The sequence below is a fragment of the Pseudoflavonifractor sp. HNCC25GI2 genome (genome assembly GCF_058136395.1).
This window is the reverse complement of record NZ_JBYUOW010000001.1, coordinates 96424-118122: the sequence shown is the minus strand read 5'-3', so window position 1 is coordinate 118122 and position 21699 is coordinate 96424. Positions and strand designations below refer to the sequence as shown.

The following is a 21699-nucleotide window of genomic DNA, read 5'->3' as shown; positions in this document are numbered from 1 at the left end:
GGTACTGCGCCTCCTTTAAAAGCGGAAATAGAGGAAGGGGTTGTAGGTGCCGTCCACCAGATAGGCAGTGCATACCACCAGTCCGGCTACCACCAGCACCGTGCAGGCCACCTGCTGAACCCGGACGCTGCCCCGGCGGTACAGGCTCACGCCAAGAGGCGTGGAGGCCAGGGCGGCCACGCACAGGATGGGCAGGTAGCTGGACAGATAGTAGCCCAGTTCCCCGTTGATCAGGGGCACGCCGCCCAGACCGAACATGACCTTCAGGTAGGCGGTGAGCTGGGTAAAGTTTTCCAGACCGAAGATGGCCCAGCTGACCAGCACAAAGAACAGGGTATAGACGTGTCCCACCAGAGCGGGAGCTTTTTTCAGCAGATTCAGCAGGAAGAACTTCTCCATCATGAGCAGGACAAAGAAGTAGAGACCCCACAGAAGGTAGTTCCAGCTGGCGCCGTGCCAGATACCGGTGGCGGCCCACACCACCAGCAGGTTAAACATCCAGCGGGCCTTGGAGCAGCGGTTGCCCCCTAGGGGAATATAGAGGTATTCCCGGAACCAGGTGGACAGAGAGATGTGCCAGCGCCGCCAGAACTCGGTGATGCTCTTGGAGATATAGGGGTAGTTGAAGTTGGCCAGGAACTCAAAGCCCAGCATCCGCCCAAGGCCGGTGGCCATATCGGAGTAACCGGAGAAGTCGAAGTAAATCTGGAAGGTGAAGGCCAGCACACCCAGCCAGGCCCCGGCCACGGTCAGGTCTCCGGGAGCCATGGCCTTGTAGGTGTCCCACAGCATACCCACGTTGTTGGCGATGAGCAGCTTCTTGCCCAGACCTACCATGAAAATCTGCACGCCGCTGGCGAAGCGCTCGGAGGAGTAGGTACGGCTGTCAATCTGGTCGCCCAGATCCTTATACTTAATGATGGGGCCGGCGATGAGCTGAGGGAAAAGGGTGACGAAGGTACCGAAGTTAATGATGTTGCGCTGGGCCCGGGCGTCCCCGCGGTAGACGTCAATGGTGTAGCTCATGGTCTGGAAGGTGTAGAAGGAGATGCCGATGGGCAGGTGGGTGTTCAGCACCGGCATAAAGGTCAGACCGACGGCCTGGAGGGAGGAGGCAATAAAGTCCCAGTACTTGAAGAAGAACAGCAGGGCCAGATTAAAGATGACCGAGGAGGCCACCGCCCACCGGGCGCCCTTGTCGTTGCCATTTTTCTGGCACCGTTCCACCAGAAGACCGTGGGTGTAGTCGATGGCGGTGGACAGGAGCATAATAAGGACAAAGACCCGCTCGCCCCAGAAATAGAAGAACAGGGAGGAGCACAGCAGTACTACATTGCGCAGACCACGGGGGACCAGGTAATAGACCAGTAGGGTCAGGACCAGAAAACAGAATAGAAAAATGGGGGTGGAAAAAACCATGGGAAGCCTCCTCATAGAAACGGCGGACGACTCGCTCGTCCGCCGTTTGAGATGTAAAACGCGCGCTTAACTAGTATGTGGAACAGGAAATCAAATTAAAACAGGGCGTTGAAGTCCTTCACGATGGAATCGCAGTCGCCGCAGACCACCAGCATCACGTAGTTGCCATTGGATACGATGCGGGAGTCTTCTTTCCACATGCGGATGGGCTCGGGATACCAGGCGGCGCCGGGATTCTCGTCGGTGCCCACCATGTTGTCAATGCGGGCCTGGAAGATGGACTTCACAGCGGCCACATCCTTGCTGTCCTTCACCTGCACCAGCACCAGGTCGCCGGCGGGGGAGGGAGACATCTGGCAGGTGTAGGCCGCCAGCTGGGCGGACAGATCGGACAGGCCGGGCAGGTAATTGGTCAGCATGGTGCTGTCCATCGCAGACATGAAGGGCAGCTCGTAGTCGGCAATCACGGTGTCGGCAAAGGCCTTCAGGTCCACGGTCTGGCTGGAGGATCCGCCGGAAGAGGAGCCGGAACCGGAGCTGGAAGAGCCGCCGGAAGAGGAACCGCCGTTGTCGGGCTGCTCGGGCTTATTCTCCGCCTTGCAGTACACCTTGCAGGTGGCGGTCAGGCCGCCGGCAGTGGCGGTGATGGTGGCGTTGCCGGCAGCGACGTAGGTGACGGTGCCGTCCTCGCCTACGGTGGCTACCTTGTCATTGCTGGACTTCCAGGTGACGGTGGCGCCCTCAGGGATTCCGGCGGCCTTCAGACGGAAGGAGGAGCCGGTGGTGAACAGGGCAAACTCGGTGCGGTTCAGGGTCAGCTTGCTCTGCTCGGGCTGGGAAACGTCAGGCTGCTGGGAGCTGCTGGCGGAGCCAGAGGACTGGCTGCCCTCGCTCTGGGAGCCGTCGATCAGGGAGGAGCCGGGGGCGGACACGTCGGAGCCATCCTGGCTGGAGGAGGATCCGCTGGACAGGTCGGAACCGCTGCCGGACACAGAGGAACCGCTGCCGCTGTTTCCTCCGCAGGAGGTCAGCAGGGCCAGAGACAGGGCGCAGGCCAGCGCCAGAGCAAAAATGCGTCGCTTCATGGTAAAACTCCTTTTCGGGCTGAGTCAATTCAGCGTATTTGGTTCGTCAGTGGGTTTGACGCAGGCCCGGAAAAAAAGTTCCCACTTTTTTCAACTATTTTTTTCGCCGGTTACCCAGGTCACCCCATTGCCGGTGTGCTCCCGTCGGCCGGGGAACAGAGGCCCCTCCGGCAGGCCAAGGGCCAGAGAGCAGCAGGGGAACTCGCTGGGCTGGGCGCCCAGCTCAGAGAGCAGAGCCTGCATCTCCTCGTCCTTGCGCAGGTGATAGGGCTGGTTGATCCAGCAGGAGCCCACTCCCACCGCGCTGGCGGCCAGCATCATGTTCTCCATGGCGCAGGCGGCGTCCTGCAGGGCGCAGATGTTGCTCTCCTGGTTGGTCACCAGCACCAGGGCGGGGGCGCCGTAGCGGCAGTCCTTCCCCTCAAAGCCCTTCAGACGGCGGCTGACTGTGTCGGAGATGCGCTGCAGCAGCTGGGGATCGGTAATAACATAAAACCGGCACTGCTGGCGGTTCATGGCGCTGGGGGCGTAGCGGCCCGCCTCCACAATGGCGGCCAGGGTGGGCCGGTCCAGAGGCTCAGAGCGGAATGTCCGGCAGCTGCGCCGGTCCAGCAGCAGGTTCAGCAAATCCATATTCTTCATCCTGATTCAGACTCCTTTCTGAACATGGTACGCGGTTCAGAGAATAAAAATAGAATGTGTCCCAAAGGGTAACTTGCATTATACCAGCCCAAAGGGAAAAATACCAGACTTCGACGCATTTTCCTCTTGACAGAATGAGACAGCAGGCGTATATTCAGATTAACAAATGAATATATGTTCATATGTTTGGAAAGGAGAGGCCTATGGAACAACGGGATTTGCCCTGCTGCGAGGAGAGCCAGGTCCATCTGGACGCGGTGGAGCGGGTGCGGGGGCTGCTGCCGGCGGACGAGACGCTGTACGACCTGGCAGAGCTGTTCAAAATCTTCGGAGACAGCACCCGGGTGAAAATCTTATATGCCCTGCTGGAGGGGGAGCTGTGCGTGTGTGACATCGCCAAGCTCATGGAGGTGACCCAGAGCGCGGTCTCCCACCAGCTGCGGGTACTGAAGGGGAGCAAGCTGGTGAAGTTCCGCCGGGAGGGAAAGACCGTCTACTATTCCCTGGCCGACGAGCATGTCATCCGGATTTTGTCCCAGGGCATGGAGCACATTACGGAGCAATAAACAGATTCAGATTGGAAAGGGGTAAAACAAGATGAAAAAGACCTATAAAATGCGGGATCTGGACTGTGCCAACTGCGCGGCCAAGATGGAGGACGCCATCCGGAAGCTGGACGGTGTGCAGGACGTGAGCATCAGCTTCATGACCCAGAAGCTGACCATCGAGGCGGAGGAGGACCGGCTGGACGAAATCATGCGCCAGGCGGTGAAGGTCTGCAAGAAGGTGGAGCCGGACTGCGAGATTGTGCTGAAATAAGATTCTGCAAAAGGCGGGACGCCTCGTCTTTTGTGCTCGAGGGAGGGAAATTCCCATGACAAAAAAACAGAAGAAGATGCTTTGGCGCATTGTCATCAGCTTTCTTTTGCTGGTTGCCGCAGCCCTGTTTCCCAACCAAATTTATCCGGCGGAACACTGGGTTATCGATTTTACCGGGCAATGGTCGCCGCCTGCTGAATGGCTGGAGGCTGGCTATACGGAGTACAGCTATGGACTCGTCCAGCCTCTACTCTACCTCATCCCCTACCTGGTCATCGGCTGGGATGTGCTGTGGAGGGCCATCCGCAACATCAAAAACGGCCAGGTCTTTGACGAAAACTTCCTCATGGCGGTGGCCACCGTGGGCGCCTTCGGCTGCGGCGAGTACCGGGAGGGCGTGGCGGTCATGCTCTTCTACCAGGTGGGGGAGCTCTTTCAGAGTGTGGCGGTGGACCGCAGCCGCCGATCCATCTCCGACCTCATGGATATCCGCCCCGACTATGCCAATGTGGAGCGGGAGGGCCAGCTGGTGCAGGTGGACCCGGAGGAGGTCTCCGTGGGGGACACCATTCTGGTCAAGCCCGGTGAGCGCATCCCCCTGGACGGTGTAGTGACGGAGGGCAGCTCCACCCTGGATACCGCCGCTCTCACCGGCGAGTCCATGCCCCGTGAGGTGGGGGAGGGCCGGGACGTGGTCAGCGGCTGCATCAACCTCTCCGGGGTGCTGCGCATCCGCGTCACCAAGCCCTTTGAGGACTCCACCGTCTCCAAGATTCTGGAGCTGGTGGAGAACTCCGCATCCAAAAAGGCCAAGGCGGAGCACTTCATCACCAAGTTTGCCCGCTACTATACCCCGGCGGTAGTCTTTGCCGCCCTGGCTCTGGGGCTCCTGCCGCCGCTGCTGGGGCTGGGATCCTTCGGTATGTGGATTCAGCGGGCTCTCATCTTCCTGGTGGTCTCCTGCCCCTGCGCTCTGGTCATCTCCATCCCCCTCAGCTTCTTCGGGGGCATCGGTGGGGCCTCCCGCCAGGGCATCCTGGTGAAGGGCGGCAACTACCTGGAGGCCCTGGCCCAGGCTGGCATTGTGGTCTTTGACAAGACGGGCACTCTGACCCAGGGGCGCTTTGCTGTGACCGAGGCGGAGGCGGCCGCAGGCAGCCGGGAGGAGCTTCTGGAGCTGGCCGCGCTGGCGGAGCATTTCAGCACCCACCCCATCTCCCGGTCCATCCAGGAGGCCTGCCCGGAGGCGGACTTCAGCCGGGTCACCCAGGCAGAGGAGCTCCCCGGCCGGGGCGTCCGGGCCGTGGTGGATGGCCGGACCGTGCTGGCAGGCAACGGGAAGCTGATGAAGGAATTTGACGTGGCGGTGCCGGAGGACGGGGAACCGGTGGGCACCGTGGTCTATGTGGCGGCAGATGGACAGTACCTGGGCCGCCTGGTGGTGGCCGACCAGATTAAGGAGAGCGCTCCCCGTGCCCTTCAGATGCTGAAGGCGGAGGGCGTGGGCCGCACGGTGATGCTCACCGGCGACGCCCCCGCTGTGGGCCAGGCGGTGGGGAAGATCCTTGGGCTGGATGAGGTCCACGCCGGCCTGCTCCCCGGAGACAAGGTGGAGCGGGTGGAGCAGCTGCTGGCCCAAAAGCGGCCCGGAGAGCAGCTGGTCTTTGTGGGGGACGGCATCAACGACGCTCCGGTCCTCTCACGGGCGGACGTGGGGGTGGCCATGGGAGCCATGGGCTCCGACGCCGCCATCGAGGCGGCGGACGTGGTGCTCATGGACGACGACCTCACCAAGCTCCCGGTGGCCGTGTCCATCGCCCGGAAAACCCTGCGCATTGTGCGACAGAACATCGTCTTCGCCCTGGGCGTGAAGTTCCTGGTGCTGATTCTGTCCGCCTTCGGCATGGCCAACATGTGGATGGCCGTCTTTGCCGACGTGGGCGTGTCGGTGCTGGCCATTCTCAACGCCAGCCGCATGCTCCGCAAAAAACAATAAAGAAGAATAGAACAAGGCCGGCGGAACACTCCGCCGGCCTCGTTTTTGTTATTCTCCTAAAACCTGAAACAGGCAGCCCCACACGTAATCCAAATCCTCAAAGGGGATTTCCAGCGTGAGCTGAAAGACCACGTCCTCCCCCTCCGTCCGGACCAGGATTCCAAAGCGGTGCTCCAGAGCCTCCGCCAGCGCCTTGGGGGTGCGGCCGGAGAAGCGGGCCCGGACCAGGCCGATTTCCTGGTCGGCGGAGCGCACCTCCGGCCCGCCCGGACCGAAGTCCTGAAGCCGGGCCTCCAGATGGCGGGTCAGCCGGGCCAGCCGTGCGGGATCGCCCTTCGAAGGGGCGAAGGAAGCTAAATTGACGGTTCTCATACTCATAGGTGTGTCTCCGTGGGTACACTGACAACAAAGTCGTTGCTCTCCAGCTGCCGCAGCAGGGAGGAGAGAACGCGGACTGTATTTTCGTTGGCGGGCATGGTCAGATAGGTGCGGTAGGTGCGACCCTTCAGGCGGCGCAGGGTATTGGAGGCGAAGGTGTTGGCCCCCACCGTGTCGGAGGGGGTGAGGGACAGCGTCTCATCCCAGCACACCCAGCCCTCTGCCTCCAGAGCGGAGCGTTGGCTGTCCGGCACGCAGGCGATGGTGGTGCGCTGGTGGAGCTGCTGCTCCAGGATGGCGTTGCCCCGGTCCAGCAGGTCCTGGGTCTTGCTCAGAGAATCCCCTTCGGCCAGAATGCCGATGCTGTGGCCGGAACCCAGAATGCGGCGCACCAGACTGGGGTTTTCCTCCATGACCTGGGGCGTAAGGAGGAAAAGCGCGTAGGTACCACTGTCCAGGGCGTCCAGAACGGCGGTGGTACCCGCCTCATCCTCGCAGCGGAAGGCCAGATAGGTGCGCACGGAGGTGGAATCTTCCTCCTCATCAGGATCCTCGGGAGTGGGGGTAATGGTGGTACCGGAGCCTCCGGTGGAGCCGCCGCTGGAGCCGGTGTCCGTGGAGGGGTTGAGGCTTTGATAGTACTCCCGGAGACGGCGGTTGATAAAGTCGCCGGCGGCGTCAATGAACATCTCGTCGGAGAGAACCACGGCGCTGCTCTTGATGCGCACCAGATAGCCCTGGCTGATGGTGTTGTAGGAGTAGGTCAGGCCGAAGAAATCGCACACCAGATAGAGGGGGAGGTAGGGGCGTCCGTTTCGCATGATGGCCTTGGCGGAGTAGGTTTCCCCGGTCAGCTCGTTGCGGCTCACCCCGGTATTCAGATCAAACACCAGCATTTTCCGCAGGTTATAGAGCGTGACGGTATTGGAGGTGCGCTCATAGCTGCACTCCAGCCCCAGCTTGACGCCGGTGCTGTTGGCGTCAAAGACGCTGTACGGCACATACAGGGTTCCGCCCGACCAGACGGGCATGGTGTCAGCGGTGAGCGGCTGGAGATTATCGTTAATGGAAGTAAAGTACAAATCCGCGGCGCTGGCGGGGATGGGAGCGAACAGTCCCAGACAGAGCACGACGGTCAAAAGCATGCCCAGCAGTCTGCGTTTGGGAGACATGAGCCCTCCTCCTTTCCGGTTGATAAACGGATTATAACATAGTATAATCGGGGAGGCAAGCGGCCTTGTTTTGGCAGTAATTTGCGGTTTTAATCCGTTTTTAATGAAGGGTAAAAGCCCTTTCAAGCGCTGTGTGCTATCCTGAGAGACGAAAATGAACCGTGTCCGGGGAAAGGAGCCGGCTTGATGGAAGTGACATTGGAACAGGTGGAGCGCCTGCGGGAAAAGGCCGACGTGAGCTATGCCAAGGCCAAGGAGGCGCTGCTTTACAGCGGCGGCAACCTGCTGGACGCCCTGATCTATCTGGAGGAGCGGGGATACATCCCGCGCCCGGAGGGGGCCTACTACTCCACGCGGGGTCAGACGCCGCCCATGCCGGAGGAGGCGGAGGAGCCGGAGCCTCAGCCGGAACCGGGGAAGGAGAAAAAGGCCAGCCGGGGCAGTATTTTGCAGCGGCTTCGCTATATTCTTCTGGACAACGAACTGGAGATCTGGCGGAAGGACCGGCCGGTCACCGCCATCCCGGTGCTCATTTTAATTCTGCTGCTGATTGTGGCCTATTATATTGTGATTCCCCTGCTGATTCTGGGCCTGTTTGTGGGGTTCCGGTACCGCTTTTCCGGGCCGGACCTGGAGCGGGACAGCATTAACAATGTGATGGGCAGCGTGGCGGATACCGCCGCCGACCTGGGCCGTCAGGTCATGGACGAGCTGCGCGGCCAGAGCCGTGCCGGCCGGGCGGAGGCTGAGGAGAAGGCGCAGGAAGCCCAGCGCAGGGCCGAGGAGGCTCAGCGCCAGGCGGAGGAAGTGGAGCGCCAGATGGATGAGCTGGACCGCCGGATGGATGAAGAACTTCTGGGCGGAAAGCGGAACAAGGACGACCGGAACTGAGACCCGGCCGAAGAACGGGAGGAACAAACCGTGTCAGAGCGGATTCTGTTGGTAGAAGATGAGGAAAAGCTGGCCCGTATGGTGGAGATGGAGCTGCGGTACGAGGGCTATGAGGTGGAGAAAGCCTTTGACGGACGCACCGGCCTGGAACGGGCTCTGTCGGGGGAATTTGACCTGGTGCTGCTGGACATCATGCTGCCCCGGCTGTCGGGAATGGAGGTGCTGCGCAGGCTGCGCCGGGAGAGTCAGATCCCCGTCATTATGCTCACCGCCCGGGACAGCGTGGTGGATAAGGTGTCCGGCCTGGATTCGGGGGCGGATGACTATATCACAAAGCCCTTTGCCATCGAGGAGCTGCTGGCCCGCATCCGGGCTGCTCTGCGGGGCCGGGGGGAGCGGGGCGAGCCGTTGCTCACCGCCGGAGAGCTCAGTATGGATGTGGAGCGCCACCGGGTGACCGTGAAGGGGCAGGAGGTGGAGCTCACCAAGAAGGAGTTTGACCTTCTGCGCCAGCTGCTGGAAAACAAGGGGCGGGTGCTCACCCGGGAGTCCCTGCTGGACAGCGTGTGGGGCTTCGACTTTGTGGGGGAGACCAACTCGGTGGATGTGTATATCCGGTTCCTCCGCAGCAAAATTGACGAGGCCTTCGGCATCAAGCTCATCCACACCGTCCGGGGTGTGGGCTATGTGATCCGCGAGAATTAGGAGGAATGGCGGAATGGTTATCTTGTATCAGTCCAACACCGGCTTTACCCAGGAGTACGCCCAGATGTTGGCCAAGGCGGAAAAGATCAAGTGCTATGAGCAGGGAACAGGGCCTCAGCCCTTGGCGGGGGAGGAGGTCTTCTACATGGGCCCCCTGATGGCCGGGCACATTACCGGTCTGGACCAGGCCATGAAGCGCTATTCGGTCAAGGGCATCTGCGGTGTGGGCATGTCCCCGCCGGGGGAGCAGGTGCTGAGCACCATGGCCCGCACCAACTATACCAACAATCTGCCGGTCTTTTACCTCCAGGGGGGCTGGGCGCCTAAGAAGGTAAGCTGGCTGAAACGGAGAATGGTGGGGATGGTCACCCGCTCCACCCGTAAGGCCCTTCAGGAGAAGGGCAGCCGCCGCACGCCCGAGGAGGAGCGGGCCCTGAGCTTTCTGGTCCGTGGGGGCAGCTATGTGGCCTATGAAAATCTGACGCTGATCCAGAACTGGCTGAGACAGCAGTAAACCAAAAGGCACAGCAGGAGAGGAGGGGAGAGACTTGGACAAGAAAAAACGCTTTCAGTCGCCGCCGCCGGCCGATCCCATCACGGCGGTACGGGAGTCCTCCCTGGCCTTCCGGCTGAACACCGGATTTTTCCTCCGGCAGGTGGGCATCTTTCTGGTGATGGATCTCCTTCTGGTGGCGCTGGCCTTTGTGGGGCTGGTGGCCTATGCGGAGAACCGCTGCGCCGATGTGGCCGTCCTGGTGGAGGAGCGGGGTGTCCCCTCGGAGGAAACGCTGGCGTGGATGGAGGCCAGCGATTATACCATCGTGCCCCTGGACCGCGCGCCCCAGGGCCTGGAGCTGCCGGCCATCTCCTGGGTGCCCGTGCGGGAGGAGCTCTCCGGCGCCCTGCGCAGCTGGGACCTGGCCCACTACTATCGGGTGGAGCTATACAGCGGGAGCAGCGCCTACGCCATCCAGGTGGATCTGAGCGGAATTTTCCGCACTCTCTACTGGGCGGGCATTGTGCTGCTCATCTGCCAGGGGCTGTCCCTGCTCACCAATCTGTTCCGCAACAACCGCTCCATCCGAAAGGTGCTCCGGCCCATCCAGGAGCTGGCCTCCGCTGCCGCCCGCCTCAACTCTATGACCCATATGTCCCGGCGGGAACTGGAGAATCTGGCGGGAGAGCTGGATAAAATCAACGCCAAGCACCTGGACAGCCGCATCGACCTGCCCGCCACCCAGAAGGAGCTGCGCGCCCTGGCCCAGGCCATCAACGACATGCTGGACCGGGTGAACCGGGCGTACAGCGCCCAGATGCGCTTTGTCTCGGATGCCAGCCACGAGCTGCGCACCCCCATCGCCGTCATTCAGGGCTACGCCGCCCTGCTGGACCGGTGGGGCAAGTCCGACCCGGAGGCCCTTCAGGAGTCCATTGACGCCATCCGATCGGAGGCGGCGGCCATGGAGCGGCTGGTGGAGCAGCTGCTGTTCCTGGCCCGGGGGGACAACGACTCCCAGCCGGTGCACATGGAGCGGCTGGATCTCACCGCCCTGGCCGGGGAGGTGCTGCGGGAGGAGGAAATGATCCACCCGGAGCGCACCTTCCTGCCCCGCTGGGGGGAGGAGGCGGTGACCGTGCGGGCCGACCCGGGCCTAATGAAGCAGGTCATGCGCATCCTCATGGACAACGCGGTGAAGTACAGCCCCGACACAGGACGGGTCTACCTGCGGGTGAGCGAGAGCCAGGGCCACGCCCGGGTCACCGTCCAGGACGAGGGCATGGGCATCCCACCGGAGGGCATCCCGCACATTTTCGAGCGCTTCTACCGCACCGACCAGTCCCGGGACCGGAAAACCGGCGGGACAGGGCTGGGACTGGCCATCGCCCGGTGGATTGTGGAGCGCCACGGGGGCTGGTTCGAGGTGGTTTCCCGCCCTGACGTGGGCACCCGCATCGCCTTCCTCATCCCCTTGGCCCCAGAGGAGCCCGGCGGGAAGGAGCCGGAGGCAGCGTAACAGAAAAAACGGAGCGCCGTATCAAACGGCGCTCCGTTTTTGCCTATTGAGAATCCATTATACGTGGATGCGCTCGATGCCCTCCACGGCGGCGCGGACCATGCCCTCGATGTCCAGCTTGCTCTCGGCGGCCTCCACCTCACCGGGGAGGGGGCGCAGCCGGGGGTGCCGGGGGGTGAAGACGGTGCAGCAGTCCTCATAGGGCAGGATGGAGGTGTCGAAGGTGCCGATCTTCCGGGCGATCTGAACGATCTCCTCCTTGTCCAGGCCCACGCAGGGGCGGAGAATGGGCATCTCCACCACAGCGCCGGTGACGGCCATGGCCTCCATGGTCTGGCTGGCCACCTGGCCCAGGCACTCGCCGGTGACCAGAGCCTTGGCTCCGCAGCGGCGGGCCACCTCCTGGGAGATGCGCATCATGAACCGGCGCATGATAATGGTAAAGAGCTCCTCGGGGCAGGAGCGGCGCAGCTCCTCCTGAATGGCGGTGAAGGGGACCACATGGACGGTGAGCCGTCCGGTGTAGGGGGTGAGCAGCCGGGCCAGCTCGATAACCTTGTCCTTGGCCTCGGGGGATGTGTAGGGGTAGGAGAAGAAGTGGACCATCTCCAGGGCCACGCCCCGCTTGGCAATCATCCAGGAGGCCACCGGGGAGTCGATGCCCCCGGACAGCAGGGCCACCGCCCGGCCGTTGATGCCCACGGGCAGGCCGCCGGCGCCGGGGTCGGGGTTGGCATGGACGAAGGCGGCGTAGTCCCGGATTTCCACGTAAACAGTGAGCTCGGGATGGTGGACATCCACCTGCAGGTTGGGGTAGAGCTCGTCCAACTCGCCGCCCACATATTGGCTCAGCTGGATAGAGGTCATGGGGAAGGTCTTGTCCGCCCGCTTGGTCTCCACCTTGAAGGTGCGGGCGCTCTTCAGCCGCCCATCCAGGTATTCCCGGCAGGCCTGGAGGATGGCGTCCTTGTCCTTCTCACAGGCCCGGGCCCGGCTGAGGCCCACCACGCCGAAGACCTTCTTCATGGCCTCCCAGGCGCCGTCCATGTCGCAGTCCTCCCGCATGGGCTCCACATAGGTGGTGGACTGGCGGGTGTAGACCCGGAACTGGCCCAGATTGTTGAGGCGGCGGTGGATGTTGGCCTGGAGCTTGTCCTCAAAGCTGCGGCGGTTGAGGCCCTTCAGCACCAGCTCGCCCAGCTTGAGCAGTATCATTTCGTTCATCAAAATGGAACAATCCTTTCTTTTTTCACAAAAAACATCGTAGAACGCATTATACCCCAGAGACAGGGGCCTTGTCCAGAGAAAGCAAACCCTATCACCGCCGCAGATACTCCGGCGGGCGGTACTGGAGGGCCTCGGCCAGGTGGTCGGGGCGGATGGTCTCACTGCCGTCCAGGTCGGCGATGGTCCGGGCCACCCGGAGAATCCGGTCATAGCTCCGGGCGGTGAGCCCCATGTGCTCAAAGGCCCCCTTCATGAGCCGCTGTCCCCCCTCGTCCAGGGCACAGTACCGGTCCAGTCCCTCACGGCCCAGCCGGGCGTTGCAGGGAACGGCGGTGACGGCCCGGCGCTCCTCCTGAATAGCCCGGGCCCGGTCCACCCGGGCCTTGATGGCGGCGGAGGACTCGCTGGGCTGACGCTGGGACAGCTCGTCAAAGTTGAGGGCACCCACCTCTACAAACAGGTCGATGCGGTCCAGCAGAGGGCCGGAGAGGCGGGATAAGTACTTCTTCACCTCGCCCTCGGTGCAGCGGCACCGCCCGGAGGGGTGGCCGTACCAGCCGCACTTGCAGGGGTTCATGGCGCACACCAGCATGAACCGGCTGGGGTAGGTGACGGTGCCGGCGGCCCGGGAGATCTGCACCTGTCCGTCCTCCAGGGGCTGGCGCAGCACCTCCAGCACCTCCTTGGGAAACTCGGGCAGCTCGTCCAGAAACAGCACCCCGTTGTGGGCCAGAGAGATTTCCCCCGGCCTGGGATTGGGGCCACCCCCGGACATGCCGATGGGGGAGATGGTGTGGTGGGGGGAGCGGAAGGGGCGCAGGTCGATGAGGGGGTGCTCCGGGGAGGTGAGCCCCATAACCGAATGGATCTCCGTGGCCTCCAGGGCCTCCTCCCGGGTCATGTCGGGGAGGATGGAGGGCAGGCGCCTGGCCAGCATGGACTTGCCCGACCCCGGCGGGCCGGACATGAGGACGTTGTGGCTGCCCGCCGCGGCAATCTCCAGGGCCCGCTTCACCTGCTCCTGGCCCTTGACCTCGGAGAAGTCGGGGCAGGGGCGGGTGTGCTCCCCGGGATGCCAGGGGGAGGCGGGAGTGATGGGCTCCTCTCCGGTGAGGTGGCGCACCAGCTGTTCCAGATCCCGCACCGGGTAGATGACCGGACCCTCCGCCAGCGTGGCCTCGGAGGCATTTTCCTCCGGTACGTAGAGGGCCTCAATGCCCTCCCGCTTGGCACATAGGGCCATGGGCAGCATACCGGCGCAGGGGCGCAGCCGCCCGGACAGGGACAGCTCCCCCACAAAGGCGCAGGAGGGACCGGACAGCTTCAGCTGTCCCCCGGCGCACAGAATGCCCACCAGAATAGGGAGGTCATAGAGCGTGCCCACCTTTTTTAAATGGGCGGGGGCCAGATTGACAGTGATGCGGCTGACCGGGAAGGTGAAGCCGCAGTTTTTGATGGCGGCCCGCACCCGCTCCCTGGCCTCGCTGACGGCGGCGTCAGGCAGGCCCACCACATTGAAGGCGGGCAGACCGCCGGACAGGTCGCACTCCACCGACACCGGGTATCCAGTCACGCCGTGCAGACCGAGAGAACGAATGGAAGATACCATAGGGCCAGTGCCTCCTTATGGAATAAGCGGCCGGGGCCGCTTTGTTTTGCTCTCATTGTACCCTTTTTTGGCCGGGATTGCAACGAGGAGAAGGATGGTCCGCGCTGTGTTCCGGGGTGCCGGCTCCGGTTTCCAAAAACAAGGAGCGCAGGTATAATTTTTTACATATGGAATGGGAAAAAAGACGGAAAAATTTCACTTCTTCGGATTTACAAACCCCCAAAAAAGTGATAGACTTATGGGCGTTGAAAAGCCTGTCCGCTCCCTGCCCGTTGGGGGGCGGCGCTGTCATGTGAAATTATAATGAAACAGTTATGATTCTTATAACTTTACAGCCCGTGAGGAGCGGGCGGGACAAAATGCAGGCTGACCTTCGTGGACAATGGACAGGCGGCTTGCCGCCGGCCCGCCAAAATAAGGAAGAAAGTAGGGAACTCTATGGCAAGAAAGTTCAAAACCATGGACGGCAACAATGCGGCCGCATATGTCAGCTACGCCTTTACCGAAGTAGCCGGCATCTACCCCATTACTCCGTCCAGCCCCATGGCCGACTATGTGGACCAGTGGGCGGCTCAGGGCCAGAAGAATATCTTCGGCACCACCGTCAAGGTCATTGAGATGCAGTCTGAGGCCGGCGCTGCCGGTACTGTGCACGGCTCTCTGAATGCCGGCGCCCTGACCACCACCTACACCGCCTCTCAGGGCCTGCTGCTGATGATCCCCAACATGTACAAGATCGCCGGTGAGCTGCTGCCCGGCGTGTTCCATGTCTCCGCCCGTACCGTGGCTGCTCAGTCCCTGAACATCTTCGGTGACCACTCCGACGTCATGGCCTGCCGCCAGACCGGCTTTGCCATGCTGGCTGAGGGCAACGTGCAGGAGGTTATGGACCTGGCTCCTGTGGCCCACCTGGCTGCCATCAAGGGCCGCGTTCCCTTCATCAACTTCTTCGACGGCTTCCGTACCTCCCACGAGATCCAGAAGGTCGCCATCTGGGACTACAAGGATCTGGCTGAGATGGTGGATATGGATGCCGTTGAGGCCTTCCGTAAGCGCGCTCTGAACCCCGAGCATCCCACCATGCGCGGCTCCCACGAGAACGGCGATATCTTCTTCCAGCACCGTGAGGCTGCCAACAAGTACTACGATGCTCTGCCCGAGATCGTGGAGGAGTACATGGGCAAGATCAACGCCAAGCTGGGCACTGACTATCAGCTGTTCAACTACTACGGCGCTGCCGATGCCGACCGCGTGATCATCGCTATGGGCTCCATCTGCGACGTGGCCGAGGAAGTCATTGACTACCTGAATGCCCACGGCGAGAAGGTGGGTCTCATCAAGGTCCGTCTGTACCGCCCCTTCCGCGCGGACAAGCTGGTTGCTGCCATCCCCGCCACCGCCAAGAAGATTGCCGTTCTGGACCGCACCAAGGAGCCCGGCGCTCTGGGCGATCCTCTGTATATGGACGTTGTCACCGCTCTGGCTGGCGCCGGCATCACCGACAAGACCGTCGTGGGCGGCCGCTACGGCTTGGGCTCCAAGGACACCCCGCCCAAGAGCGTGTTTGCTGTCTATGAGAACCTGGCCAAGGATGCCCCCAAGGATCACTTCACCATCGGCATCGTGGACGACGTCACCAACAGCTCTCTGGAGGAGCACGACGCCCCCAACACCGCTGCTGAGGGCACCATCGAGTGCAAGTTCTGGGGCCTGGGCGGCGACGGCACCGTGGGCGCCAACAAGAACTCCATCAAGATCATCGGCGACCACACCGACAAGTACGTGCAGGCTTACTTCCAGTACGACTCCAAGAAGACCGGCGGCGTGACCATCAGCCACCTGCGCTTCGGTGACAAGCCCATCCGTTCCCCTTACTACATCAACAAGGCCGACTTCGTGGCCTGCCACAACCCCTCCTACGTGACCAAGGACTTCCCCATGGTCCGCGACGTCAAGCCCGGCGGCGTGTTCATGATTAACTGCCAGTGGTCTGACGAGGAAGTGGCCCACCACCTGTCCGCCGCTGCCAAGCGCTACATTGCCCAGAACAACATCCAGCTCTACACCATCAACGCCATCGACCTGGCTCGTGAGATTGGCATGGGCAAGCGTACCAACACCATCCTCCAGTCCGCCTTCTTCACCCTGGCCAAGGTAATGCCCGAGGCCGAGGCCATCCAGTACATGAAGGATGCTGCCACTCACTCCTACCTGAAGAAGGGCCAGGACATCGTGGACATGAACCACAAGGCCATTGACGCCGGTGCCACCGCCTTCAAGAAGTACGATGTGCCCGCCGACTGGGCCAACGCTGTGGACGAGCCCAAGGAGAGCAAGCTCACCGGTCCCGCCAAGCTGGTCAAGATGGTGGAGTCCATCCTGGATCCCGTGGACCGCATGGACGGCGACAGCCTGCCTGTGTCCGCCTTCGTGGATCACGTGGACGGCACCTTCGAGCTGGGCGCTTCTGCCTATGAGAAGCGCGGCGTAGCCGTTTCTGTGCCCACCTGGGATTCCGCCAAGTGTATCCAGTGCAACCAGTGCGCTTACGTCTGCCCCCACGCCACCATCCGTCCCTTCGCTCTGACCGAGGAGGAGGCCGCTGCTGCCCCCGCCGCCGCCAAGATCGTGGACGTGAAGGCCGGCAAGGGCAAGGGCCAGTACAAGTTCTCCATCGCCATCAGCCCCCTGGATTGTATGGGCTGCTCTGTGTGTGCCAACGTCTGTCCCACCAAGGCTCTGACCATGGTCGGCCAGGAGCAGGAGCTGGCACAGCAGGATGTGTTCAACTACATGGTGGAGAAGGTCTCCGCCAAGGAGGATATGGCCGACCTGACCGTGAAGGGCAGCCAGTTCAAGAAGCCTCTGCTGGAGTTCTCCGGCTCCTGCGCCGGCTGTGCCGAGACCGCCTATGCCCGTCTCATCACCCAGCTGTTCGGCGACCGGATGTATATCTCCAACGCCACCGGCTGTTCCTCCATCTGGGGCGGCCCCGCTGCTACTTCTCCCTACGCCACCAACGCCGAGGGTCACGGTCCCGCTTGGGCCAACTCCCTGTTCGAGGATAACGCCGAGCACGGTCTGGGCCTGTACCTGGGCCAGAAGGCCATCCGCAACCGCCTGATCGCCAAGGTTCAGGAGATGGCTGACTCCGACAAGTCCTCCGAGGCCTTCAAGGCTGCCGCCAAGGCCTTCCTGGACACCCAGGACGACAGCACCGCCAACGCCGAGGCCACCAAGGCCCTGGTTGCTGAGCTGGAGAAGGCTGCCGCCGAGGGCTGCACCATCGCTCCCGCCATCCTGGCTGAGAAGGAGTACCTGTCCAAGAAGTCCGTGTGGATCTTCGGCGGCGACGGCTGGGCCTACGACATCGGCTTCGGCGGCGTGGACCACGTGCTGGCTTCCGGCGAGGATGTGAACGTCTTCGTCTTCGACACCGAGGTGTACTCCAACACCGGCGGACAGGCTTCCAAGGCCTCCAACATCGGCCAGGTTGCTCAGTTCGCTGCTGCCGGTAAGACCGTGGCCAAGAAGTCCCTGGCTGAGATCGCCATGACCTACGGCTACGTCTATGTGGCTCAGGTCGCCATGGGCGCCAATCCCAACCAGACCCTGAAGGCCATTGCCGAGGCTGAGGCCTATCACGGACCCTCCCTCATCATCGGCTACGCTCCCTGCGAGATGCACTCCATTAAGGGCGGCATGGCCAACTGCCAGGCCGAGATGAAGAAGGCTGTCGAGTGCGGTTACTGGAACCTGTTCCGGTTCAACCCCGCTGCCAAGGCCGAGGGCAAGAACCCCTTCACCCTGGACTCCAAGGCCCCCGCTGGCGGCTATCAGGAGTTCCTGATGAACGAGGCCCGTTACTCCTCCCTGACCCGTTCCTTCCCCGAGCGCGCCAAGGAGCTGTTCGCCCTCAACGAGGAGACTGCCAAGAAGCGTTACGACAAGCTGACCCGTCTGGTCAAGATGTACGAGGAGAACTAAGGTCCCCCGTCCATCCCCATAAACAGCAAAGCCCGGGAGCGGATATTCCGCTCCCGGGCTTTTTAGTTGCTGCAGCGGGATCAGAAACGGCCTGACCGGAATAAACCCGGTCAGGCCGATGGAGAACTCAGGAGGGGGGCGGTGCACGGTCCGCCGAGCTTTTTACACGGAGAAACGGTTGTAGGAGTCCGCGCAGTCCACGCACAGCTTCTTCCCGCCCTGCAGCCGGATCCAGTTGGCTCCGGTCACCTCGCCGCAGCACTCACAGACGTAGGAGTCAAAGAGCCGGGCGTGCTCGGGAAGAGCAATCTTGGTCTCCTTCACATCAAAGAGGGCACTGGGTTCCCCGTCCTTGATGTAGTGGAGGGATTCCTCACGGCTCATGCCAGCCGGCCGCTGGCGCAGCACCAGGCGTACCGATTTTCCACTCTTACGGCAGTAAAAGGAGAAGGCCTGCTTGCCCGTCATGTGGAAGAGCAAGTTGCCCTTGCCCACGCTGCAGCCCAGAATGGCCTGAATGGCATCCACGCCGCAGGCGTCATTCTCCGAAATACAGACTACACCCTCGTCCTCCGAGAAGGTCAGGTCCAGAAGCTGGATGGCGTAGAGGGCCGCCTGATAGCCGATGGCAATGCCCGGGCATACATGTCCGTGGAAGGCAATGGCCTTTTCCCAAAGTTTCTCTTTGTCCATAACACACACTCCTAGCCGATGACGGCAAATTTTTTCCCCTGGTGGGTGATGAGGGAGGCATCAATTTCGTACACGTCCCGCAGGGCCTGCTCCGTCACCACCGAGGCGTCTCCGGCAGCGTAGACCAGACCGTCCTTCAGAAATACAAAGCGGCTGCAGCAGCGCAGGGCCAAATTCAGGTCGTGGAGCACCACCAGCACGGCGATGGCGTTGGTCCGGGCCATTTCGCCCACCAGTCCCATCATCTCATACTGGTTTCTGGGATCCAGATTGCTGGTGGGCTCGTCCAGAAGCAGCAGCTTGGGCTGCTGCACGAAGGCCCGGGCCAGCATGACCTTCTGGGCCTCGCCCCCGCTGAGCTCGTTGACCGGCCGCAGCTTCAGCGGTCCCAGCCCCACCCGATCCAGCATGGTCTCGCAGATTTCATAGTCCCGGGTGGTGGGTCCCCACTTCATGTAGGGCTTCCGTCCCAGAAGCACCGCGTCAAATACTGTGGTCTGGCCCAACTCGTTTTTCTGGGGCACATAGGCAATGGCCCGGGCAGCCTCCGCCCGGCCCATCCCGGCCACATCCTGTCCATCCACGTGCACGCTGCCCCCGTCCGGGGTACGGATCTTGTTGAGGCAGGTGATGAGGGTGGATTTGCCCGCGCCGTTGTTGCCCAGAATGGCTACGCAATCTCCAGGCCGGGCGGAAAAGCTGACGTCCTTCAGCACTTGGCGCTTTCCATAGGAGAAGGAGAGATTCTGAATCTCGATCATTTCCGCACCCCCCGTCTGAAAATCAGGTAGAGGAAGACCGGTGCGCCCAGGAAGGAGGTCAGTGCGCCGATGGGGAGAATACTGGGCGAGAGAATGGTGCGGGAGGCCAGTTCGGCCAGCACCAGAATAACCGCGCCCATAAGGGCGGAGGCGGGGATAAGGAAGCGGTGGTCGTTGCCCACGAAGGGGCGTACCATGTGGGGAGCAATGAGTCCAATGAAGCTGATGCAGCCCACAAAGGCGGTGGAGACGGCGGCAATGAGGGAGCAGAGGGCCATGCTCACCAGGATGAGCCGGTCCACGGACACGCCCAGGCTTTTGGCGGTGTCCGAGCCTCCCTCCATGGCGTTATAGTTCCACCGGTTATAGAAGAAATAGAGAAAAGCCAGGACCGTCAGCAGAGCCATCAGGGCGATTTCCTTCCAGCTGGCCCGGCCCAGATCGCCGAAGGTCCAATATACCACCGAGGCCACCTTCACGTCATCGGCAAAGTATTGGATGAGGGCAGTGCCGCCGCTGAACATGGAGCTCAGGGCCACCCCGGCCAGTACCATGCTGCCGGGGGAGACGTGGGCAATACGGGACAGGCCCAGAATGACGGCGGTGGTGAGACAGCTGCCCACAAAGGCGCACAGCGTGACCAGATAGGGGTTGGTGATGGAGATGGCGGAGGAGGCGGAGGTGCTGGCGTTGACCTGGGCCCCCGCGTCCAGACACACAATGGCGAAGGCAGCCCCGAAGGAGGCGCCCTGAGACACACCCAGAGTGGAGGAGGAAGCGAGAGGGTTGCGCAGCACATTCTGCATTACGCACCCGGCCAGAGCCAGGGCGGCGCCCACCACCATTCCGGTGACTACCCGGGGCATGCGTATGTTCCAGACAATGGTGCCCGTCTGGCCGGAGCCCCGTCCCACCAGAGCGGCCAGCACCTGGGGAGCAGACAGCCCCGAGGAGCCCACGGAGATGGAGAACACCGCCGCCGCACAGAGAATCAGCAGCAATCCCAGGAGTACCAGCCACTTCCGGAAGATGTATTGAGAATAGGAGGGCGCAGCCGCGCCCGGGCGTTTGTCCAGCATGTTACTCACCTAAATGGATCGTTCCGTAATAGAGTCCATCGGCCTCCATTTCGTCAAAGTAGGCCTTACCCAAGAACTCAGTCAGAATTTCATTTCCCTTTTCCTCCAGGTCCACATCGGCAAACTGCTCCGGATAGAGCACCGTGCCGGTGAAGTAAGCGTCGATGAGACAGTAAGTGGTGTTGGTGGAATAGTTGTTGAAGGAGGGCATGGTGTAGACCTGCCCCTGCTGAACCGCGGTAAGAGCGTGAAAGAAGTCTGGGTTGGAGTCGTACTCCTCCTCCACCAGGGACAGGTTGCCCGGGTCCAGAAAGATGATGTCCGGGTCCCACATGAGAACCTGCTCCAAATCCACCTCGAAGAAGGCATCCTCCTCCGTCTCATCCGCCACATTCCGGGCATTTACGGCCAGGAAGGGACCGAAGTTGGCGTAGGTGCCCGCAAAGCCGTGGCTGCCGGAGAAGGTGACTGCGCCGGTGTAGACGGTGGGCTTGTCCTCCTCCGGAACAGAGGCAGAGCGGGCCTGCAGGTCCGCCTTGCAGTCCTCAATGTAGTCCAAAAGCTCCTGGCAGCGCTCCTCTTTGCCCAGCAGGTCGGCGGTCAGGCGCAGGGCGTCCTGCCAGTCCTGGTCAATGAAGTTGGCGCTGGCACTGCGGATGCTCACCACCGGAATGCCTGTCTCGTTCTGCAGCTGCTCGGCGGCCTCCTGCACGTAGCAGGTGAGAATGACATCCGGGTCAGCCGCCAGCACCTCCTCGGGATAGGCGGTGTAGGCGGTGCCGCCCCCTTTGCCGATGACGGGCAAATTCTGAAACGTATCGTAATAAACGTGGGCGTAATCACGTTTGGTAGAGGTCTCATAGGCCAAATCCGTCTCCTCCACCCCCACCAGAAGGTCGGTGGCCTGGAGGTAGCTCACCATACGCAGGGCGTTGCTGCCGGTACAGACAATGCGCTTGATGTCCGCAGGCACCTCCACCTCACGGCCCAGCATGTCCACCACGGTACGGGTCTGGGTGTCACCGGAGGAACCGGAGACTTCACCGGATTGCGCCGGGGCGGAGCAGGCGGACAGGGGGAGCAGCAGGAGCAGTCCCGCCAGGAACAGAGAACAGATTCGCTTCATGAGATTCTCCTCGTTGAACATCAAAAATAGATGGGATTCACACAGAAAAAGCAGGTCATTACCTGCGGCTTACCAGTATAACAAATATCGGAGCG

At 61.9% G+C, this 21699-nt stretch carries 19 protein-coding genes; 8 read left to right on the top strand and 11 right to left on the bottom strand.

The window, feature by feature from the left end; all coding sequences use genetic code 11:
• Nucleotides 1-15 precede the first annotated feature (15 nt).
• The 3 genes from AC3YUO_RS00530 to AC3YUO_RS00520 form a co-directional block, all read right to left on the bottom strand.
• Nucleotides 16-1419: an MBOAT family O-acyltransferase gene (locus tag AC3YUO_RS00530; RefSeq protein WP_489961095.1), complete on the bottom strand. Its 1404-nt coding sequence runs from the start codon at nt 1417-1419 to the stop codon at nt 16-18.
• 95 nt (nt 1420-1514) lie between these two features.
• Nucleotides 1515-2504, bottom strand: coding sequence for an Ig-like domain-containing protein (locus AC3YUO_RS00525; RefSeq protein ID WP_489961094.1), 990 nt, complete (start codon nt 2502-2504; stop codon nt 1515-1517).
• A 90-nt stretch (nt 2505-2594) separates the two neighbouring features.
• Nucleotides 2595-3137, bottom strand: coding sequence for a nitroreductase family protein (locus tag AC3YUO_RS00520; protein WP_489961093.1), 543 nt, complete (start codon nt 3135-3137; stop codon nt 2595-2597).
• Between the two features lie 212 nt (nt 3138-3349).
• Between AC3YUO_RS00520 and AC3YUO_RS00515 the strand changes: the two genes are divergently transcribed.
• The 3 genes from AC3YUO_RS00515 to AC3YUO_RS00505 are packed head-to-tail and all read left to right on the top strand — an operon-like array spanning nt 3350 to nt 5961.
• Nucleotides 3350-3712, top strand: a complete 363-nt coding sequence (locus AC3YUO_RS00515) for an ArsR/SmtB family transcription factor (RefSeq protein ID WP_489961092.1) — start codon at nt 3350-3352, stop codon at nt 3710-3712.
• A 31-nt stretch (nt 3713-3743) separates the two neighbouring features.
• A complete protein-coding gene (locus tag AC3YUO_RS00510) occupies nt 3744-3965 on the top strand; it encodes a cation transporter (RefSeq protein ID WP_489961091.1) in 222 nt (73 codons plus the stop codon).
• Between the two features lie 55 nt (nt 3966-4020).
• Nucleotides 4021-5961 carry a heavy metal translocating P-type ATPase gene (locus tag AC3YUO_RS00505; RefSeq protein ID WP_489961090.1) on the top strand — a complete coding sequence of 647 codons (1941 nt, stop codon included), beginning with the start codon at nt 4021-4023 and terminating at the stop codon, nt 5959-5961.
• A 48-nt stretch (nt 5962-6009) separates the two neighbouring features.
• Here AC3YUO_RS00505 and AC3YUO_RS00500 read toward each other — a convergent pair whose 3' ends face one another.
• Together AC3YUO_RS00500 and AC3YUO_RS00495 are read right to left on the bottom strand one after the other, a co-directional pair.
• Complete coding sequence (locus AC3YUO_RS00500; RefSeq protein ID WP_489961089.1) at nt 6010-6339, bottom strand: hypothetical protein; 330 nt, start codon at nt 6337-6339, stop codon at nt 6010-6012.
• Entirely contained in the window at nt 6336-7511 is a 1176-nt protein-coding gene (locus AC3YUO_RS00495) for a polysaccharide deacetylase family protein (RefSeq protein ID WP_489961088.1), read from the bottom strand. The genes AC3YUO_RS00500 and AC3YUO_RS00495 overlap by 4 nt, the downstream gene beginning before the upstream one ends.
• Nucleotides 7512-7697: 186 nt before the next feature.
• Here AC3YUO_RS00495 and AC3YUO_RS00490 point away from each other — a divergent pair, with 186 nt between their 5' ends.
• Genes AC3YUO_RS00490 through AC3YUO_RS00475 form a run of 4 tightly spaced genes read left to right on the top strand, consistent with a single transcriptional unit; the run spans nt 7698 to nt 11122 of the window.
• Complete coding sequence (locus tag AC3YUO_RS00490) at nt 7698-8402, top strand: UBA domain-containing protein (protein WP_489961087.1); 705 nt, start codon at nt 7698-7700, stop codon at nt 8400-8402.
• Nucleotides 8403-8432: 30 nt separating this feature from the next.
• Nucleotides 8433-9107, top strand: a complete 675-nt coding sequence (locus AC3YUO_RS00485) for a response regulator transcription factor (RefSeq protein WP_489961086.1) — start codon at nt 8433-8435, stop codon at nt 9105-9107.
• Between the two features lie 13 nt (nt 9108-9120).
• The gene (locus AC3YUO_RS00480; RefSeq protein ID WP_489961085.1) at nt 9121-9621 is read left to right on the top strand and encodes a hypothetical protein; all 501 of its coding nucleotides are present in this window, start codon (nt 9121-9123) and stop codon (nt 9619-9621) included.
• A gap of 34 nt (nt 9622-9655) precedes the next feature.
• Nucleotides 9656-11122, top strand: coding sequence for a sensor histidine kinase (locus tag AC3YUO_RS00475; protein WP_489961084.1), 1467 nt, complete (start codon nt 9656-9658; stop codon nt 11120-11122).
• Between the two features lie 57 nt (nt 11123-11179).
• Here the strand turns inward: AC3YUO_RS00475 and thiI are convergent, their stop codons facing one another.
• Nucleotides 11180-12346 (bottom strand): tRNA uracil 4-sulfurtransferase ThiI, encoded by a 1167-nt coding sequence (gene thiI / locus AC3YUO_RS00470; protein WP_489961083.1) that lies wholly within the window; start codon nt 12344-12346, stop codon nt 11180-11182.
• Between the two features lie 94 nt (nt 12347-12440).
• Nucleotides 12441-13958, bottom strand: a complete 1518-nt coding sequence (locus tag AC3YUO_RS00465; protein WP_489961082.1) for a YifB family Mg chelatase-like AAA ATPase — start codon at nt 13956-13958, stop codon at nt 12441-12443.
• Nucleotides 13959-14396: 438 nt separating this feature from the next.
• Between AC3YUO_RS00465 and nifJ the strand changes: the two genes are divergently transcribed.
• Nucleotides 14397-17945 (top strand): pyruvate:ferredoxin (flavodoxin) oxidoreductase, encoded by a 3549-nt coding sequence (gene nifJ / locus AC3YUO_RS00460; RefSeq protein WP_489961081.1) that lies wholly within the window; start codon nt 14397-14399, stop codon nt 17943-17945.
• Nucleotides 17946-18107: 162 nt separating this feature from the next.
• Here nifJ and AC3YUO_RS00455 read toward each other — a convergent pair whose 3' ends face one another.
• From AC3YUO_RS00455 to AC3YUO_RS00440, 4 genes are read right to left on the bottom strand one after another with little or no spacing between them, the layout of a single operon-like run.
• On the bottom strand, nt 18108-18638 hold the full coding sequence (locus AC3YUO_RS00455; protein ID WP_118644517.1) for an FmdE family protein: 531 nt from the start codon (nt 18636-18638) through the stop codon (nt 18108-18110).
• Nucleotides 18639-18649: 11 nt separating this feature from the next.
• Entirely contained in the window at nt 18650-19399 is a 750-nt protein-coding gene (locus tag AC3YUO_RS00450) for an ABC transporter ATP-binding protein (RefSeq protein ID WP_489961080.1), read from the bottom strand.
• Nucleotides 19396-20478, bottom strand: a complete 1083-nt coding sequence (locus tag AC3YUO_RS00445; RefSeq protein WP_489961079.1) for a FecCD family ABC transporter permease — start codon at nt 20476-20478, stop codon at nt 19396-19398. The genes AC3YUO_RS00450 and AC3YUO_RS00445 overlap by 4 nt, the downstream gene beginning before the upstream one ends.
• 1 nt (nt 20479) lies before the next feature.
• Nucleotides 20480-21604: an iron ABC transporter substrate-binding protein gene (locus AC3YUO_RS00440; RefSeq protein ID WP_489961078.1), complete on the bottom strand. Its 1125-nt coding sequence runs from the start codon at nt 21602-21604 to the stop codon at nt 20480-20482.
• Nucleotides 21605-21699 lie beyond the last annotated feature (95 nt).

What these genes read in the sequence shown, in the direction of transcription:
- AC3YUO_RS00530 (WP_489961095.1), bottom strand. Translation starts at nt 1,419, where the DNA reads ATGGTTTTTTCCACCCCCATTTTTCTATTCTGTTTTCTGGTCCTGACC.
- AC3YUO_RS00525 (WP_489961094.1), bottom strand. Translation starts at nt 2,504, where the DNA reads ATGAAGCGACGCATTTTTGCTCTGGCGCTGGCCTGCGCCCTGTCTCTG.
- AC3YUO_RS00520 (WP_489961093.1), bottom strand. Translation starts at nt 3,137, where the DNA reads ATGGATTTGCTGAACCTGCTGCTGGACCGGCGCAGCTGCCGGACATTC.
- AC3YUO_RS00515 (WP_489961092.1), top strand. Translation starts at nt 3,350, where the DNA reads ATGGAACAACGGGATTTGCCCTGCTGCGAGGAGAGCCAGGTCCATCTG.
- AC3YUO_RS00510 (WP_489961091.1), top strand. Translation starts at nt 3,744, where the DNA reads ATGAAAAAGACCTATAAAATGCGGGATCTGGACTGTGCCAACTGCGCG.
- AC3YUO_RS00505 (WP_489961090.1), top strand. Translation starts at nt 4,021, where the DNA reads ATGACAAAAAAACAGAAGAAGATGCTTTGGCGCATTGTCATCAGCTTT.
- AC3YUO_RS00500 (WP_489961089.1), bottom strand. Translation starts at nt 6,339, where the DNA reads ATGAGTATGAGAACCGTCAATTTAGCTTCCTTCGCCCCTTCGAAGGGC.
- AC3YUO_RS00495 (WP_489961088.1), bottom strand. Translation starts at nt 7,511, where the DNA reads ATGTCTCCCAAACGCAGACTGCTGGGCATGCTTTTGACCGTCGTGCTC.
- AC3YUO_RS00490 (WP_489961087.1), top strand. Translation starts at nt 7,698, where the DNA reads ATGGAAGTGACATTGGAACAGGTGGAGCGCCTGCGGGAAAAGGCCGAC.
- AC3YUO_RS00480 (WP_489961085.1), top strand. Translation starts at nt 9,121, where the DNA reads ATGGTTATCTTGTATCAGTCCAACACCGGCTTTACCCAGGAGTACGCC.
- thiI (WP_489961083.1), bottom strand. Translation starts at nt 12,346, where the DNA reads ATGAACGAAATGATACTGCTCAAGCTGGGCGAGCTGGTGCTGAAGGGC.
- AC3YUO_RS00465 (WP_489961082.1), bottom strand. Translation starts at nt 13,958, where the DNA reads ATGGTATCTTCCATTCGTTCTCTCGGTCTGCACGGCGTGACTGGATAC.
- nifJ (WP_489961081.1), top strand. Translation starts at nt 14,397, where the DNA reads ATGGCAAGAAAGTTCAAAACCATGGACGGCAACAATGCGGCCGCATAT.
- AC3YUO_RS00455 (WP_118644517.1), bottom strand. Translation starts at nt 18,638, where the DNA reads ATGGACAAAGAGAAACTTTGGGAAAAGGCCATTGCCTTCCACGGACAT.
- AC3YUO_RS00450 (WP_489961080.1), bottom strand. Translation starts at nt 19,399, where the DNA reads ATGATCGAGATTCAGAATCTCTCCTTCTCCTATGGAAAGCGCCAAGTG.
- AC3YUO_RS00445 (WP_489961079.1), bottom strand. Translation starts at nt 20,478, where the DNA reads ATGCTGGACAAACGCCCGGGCGCGGCTGCGCCCTCCTATTCTCAATAC.
- AC3YUO_RS00440 (WP_489961078.1), bottom strand. Translation starts at nt 21,604, where the DNA reads ATGAAGCGAATCTGTTCTCTGTTCCTGGCGGGACTGCTCCTGCTGCTC.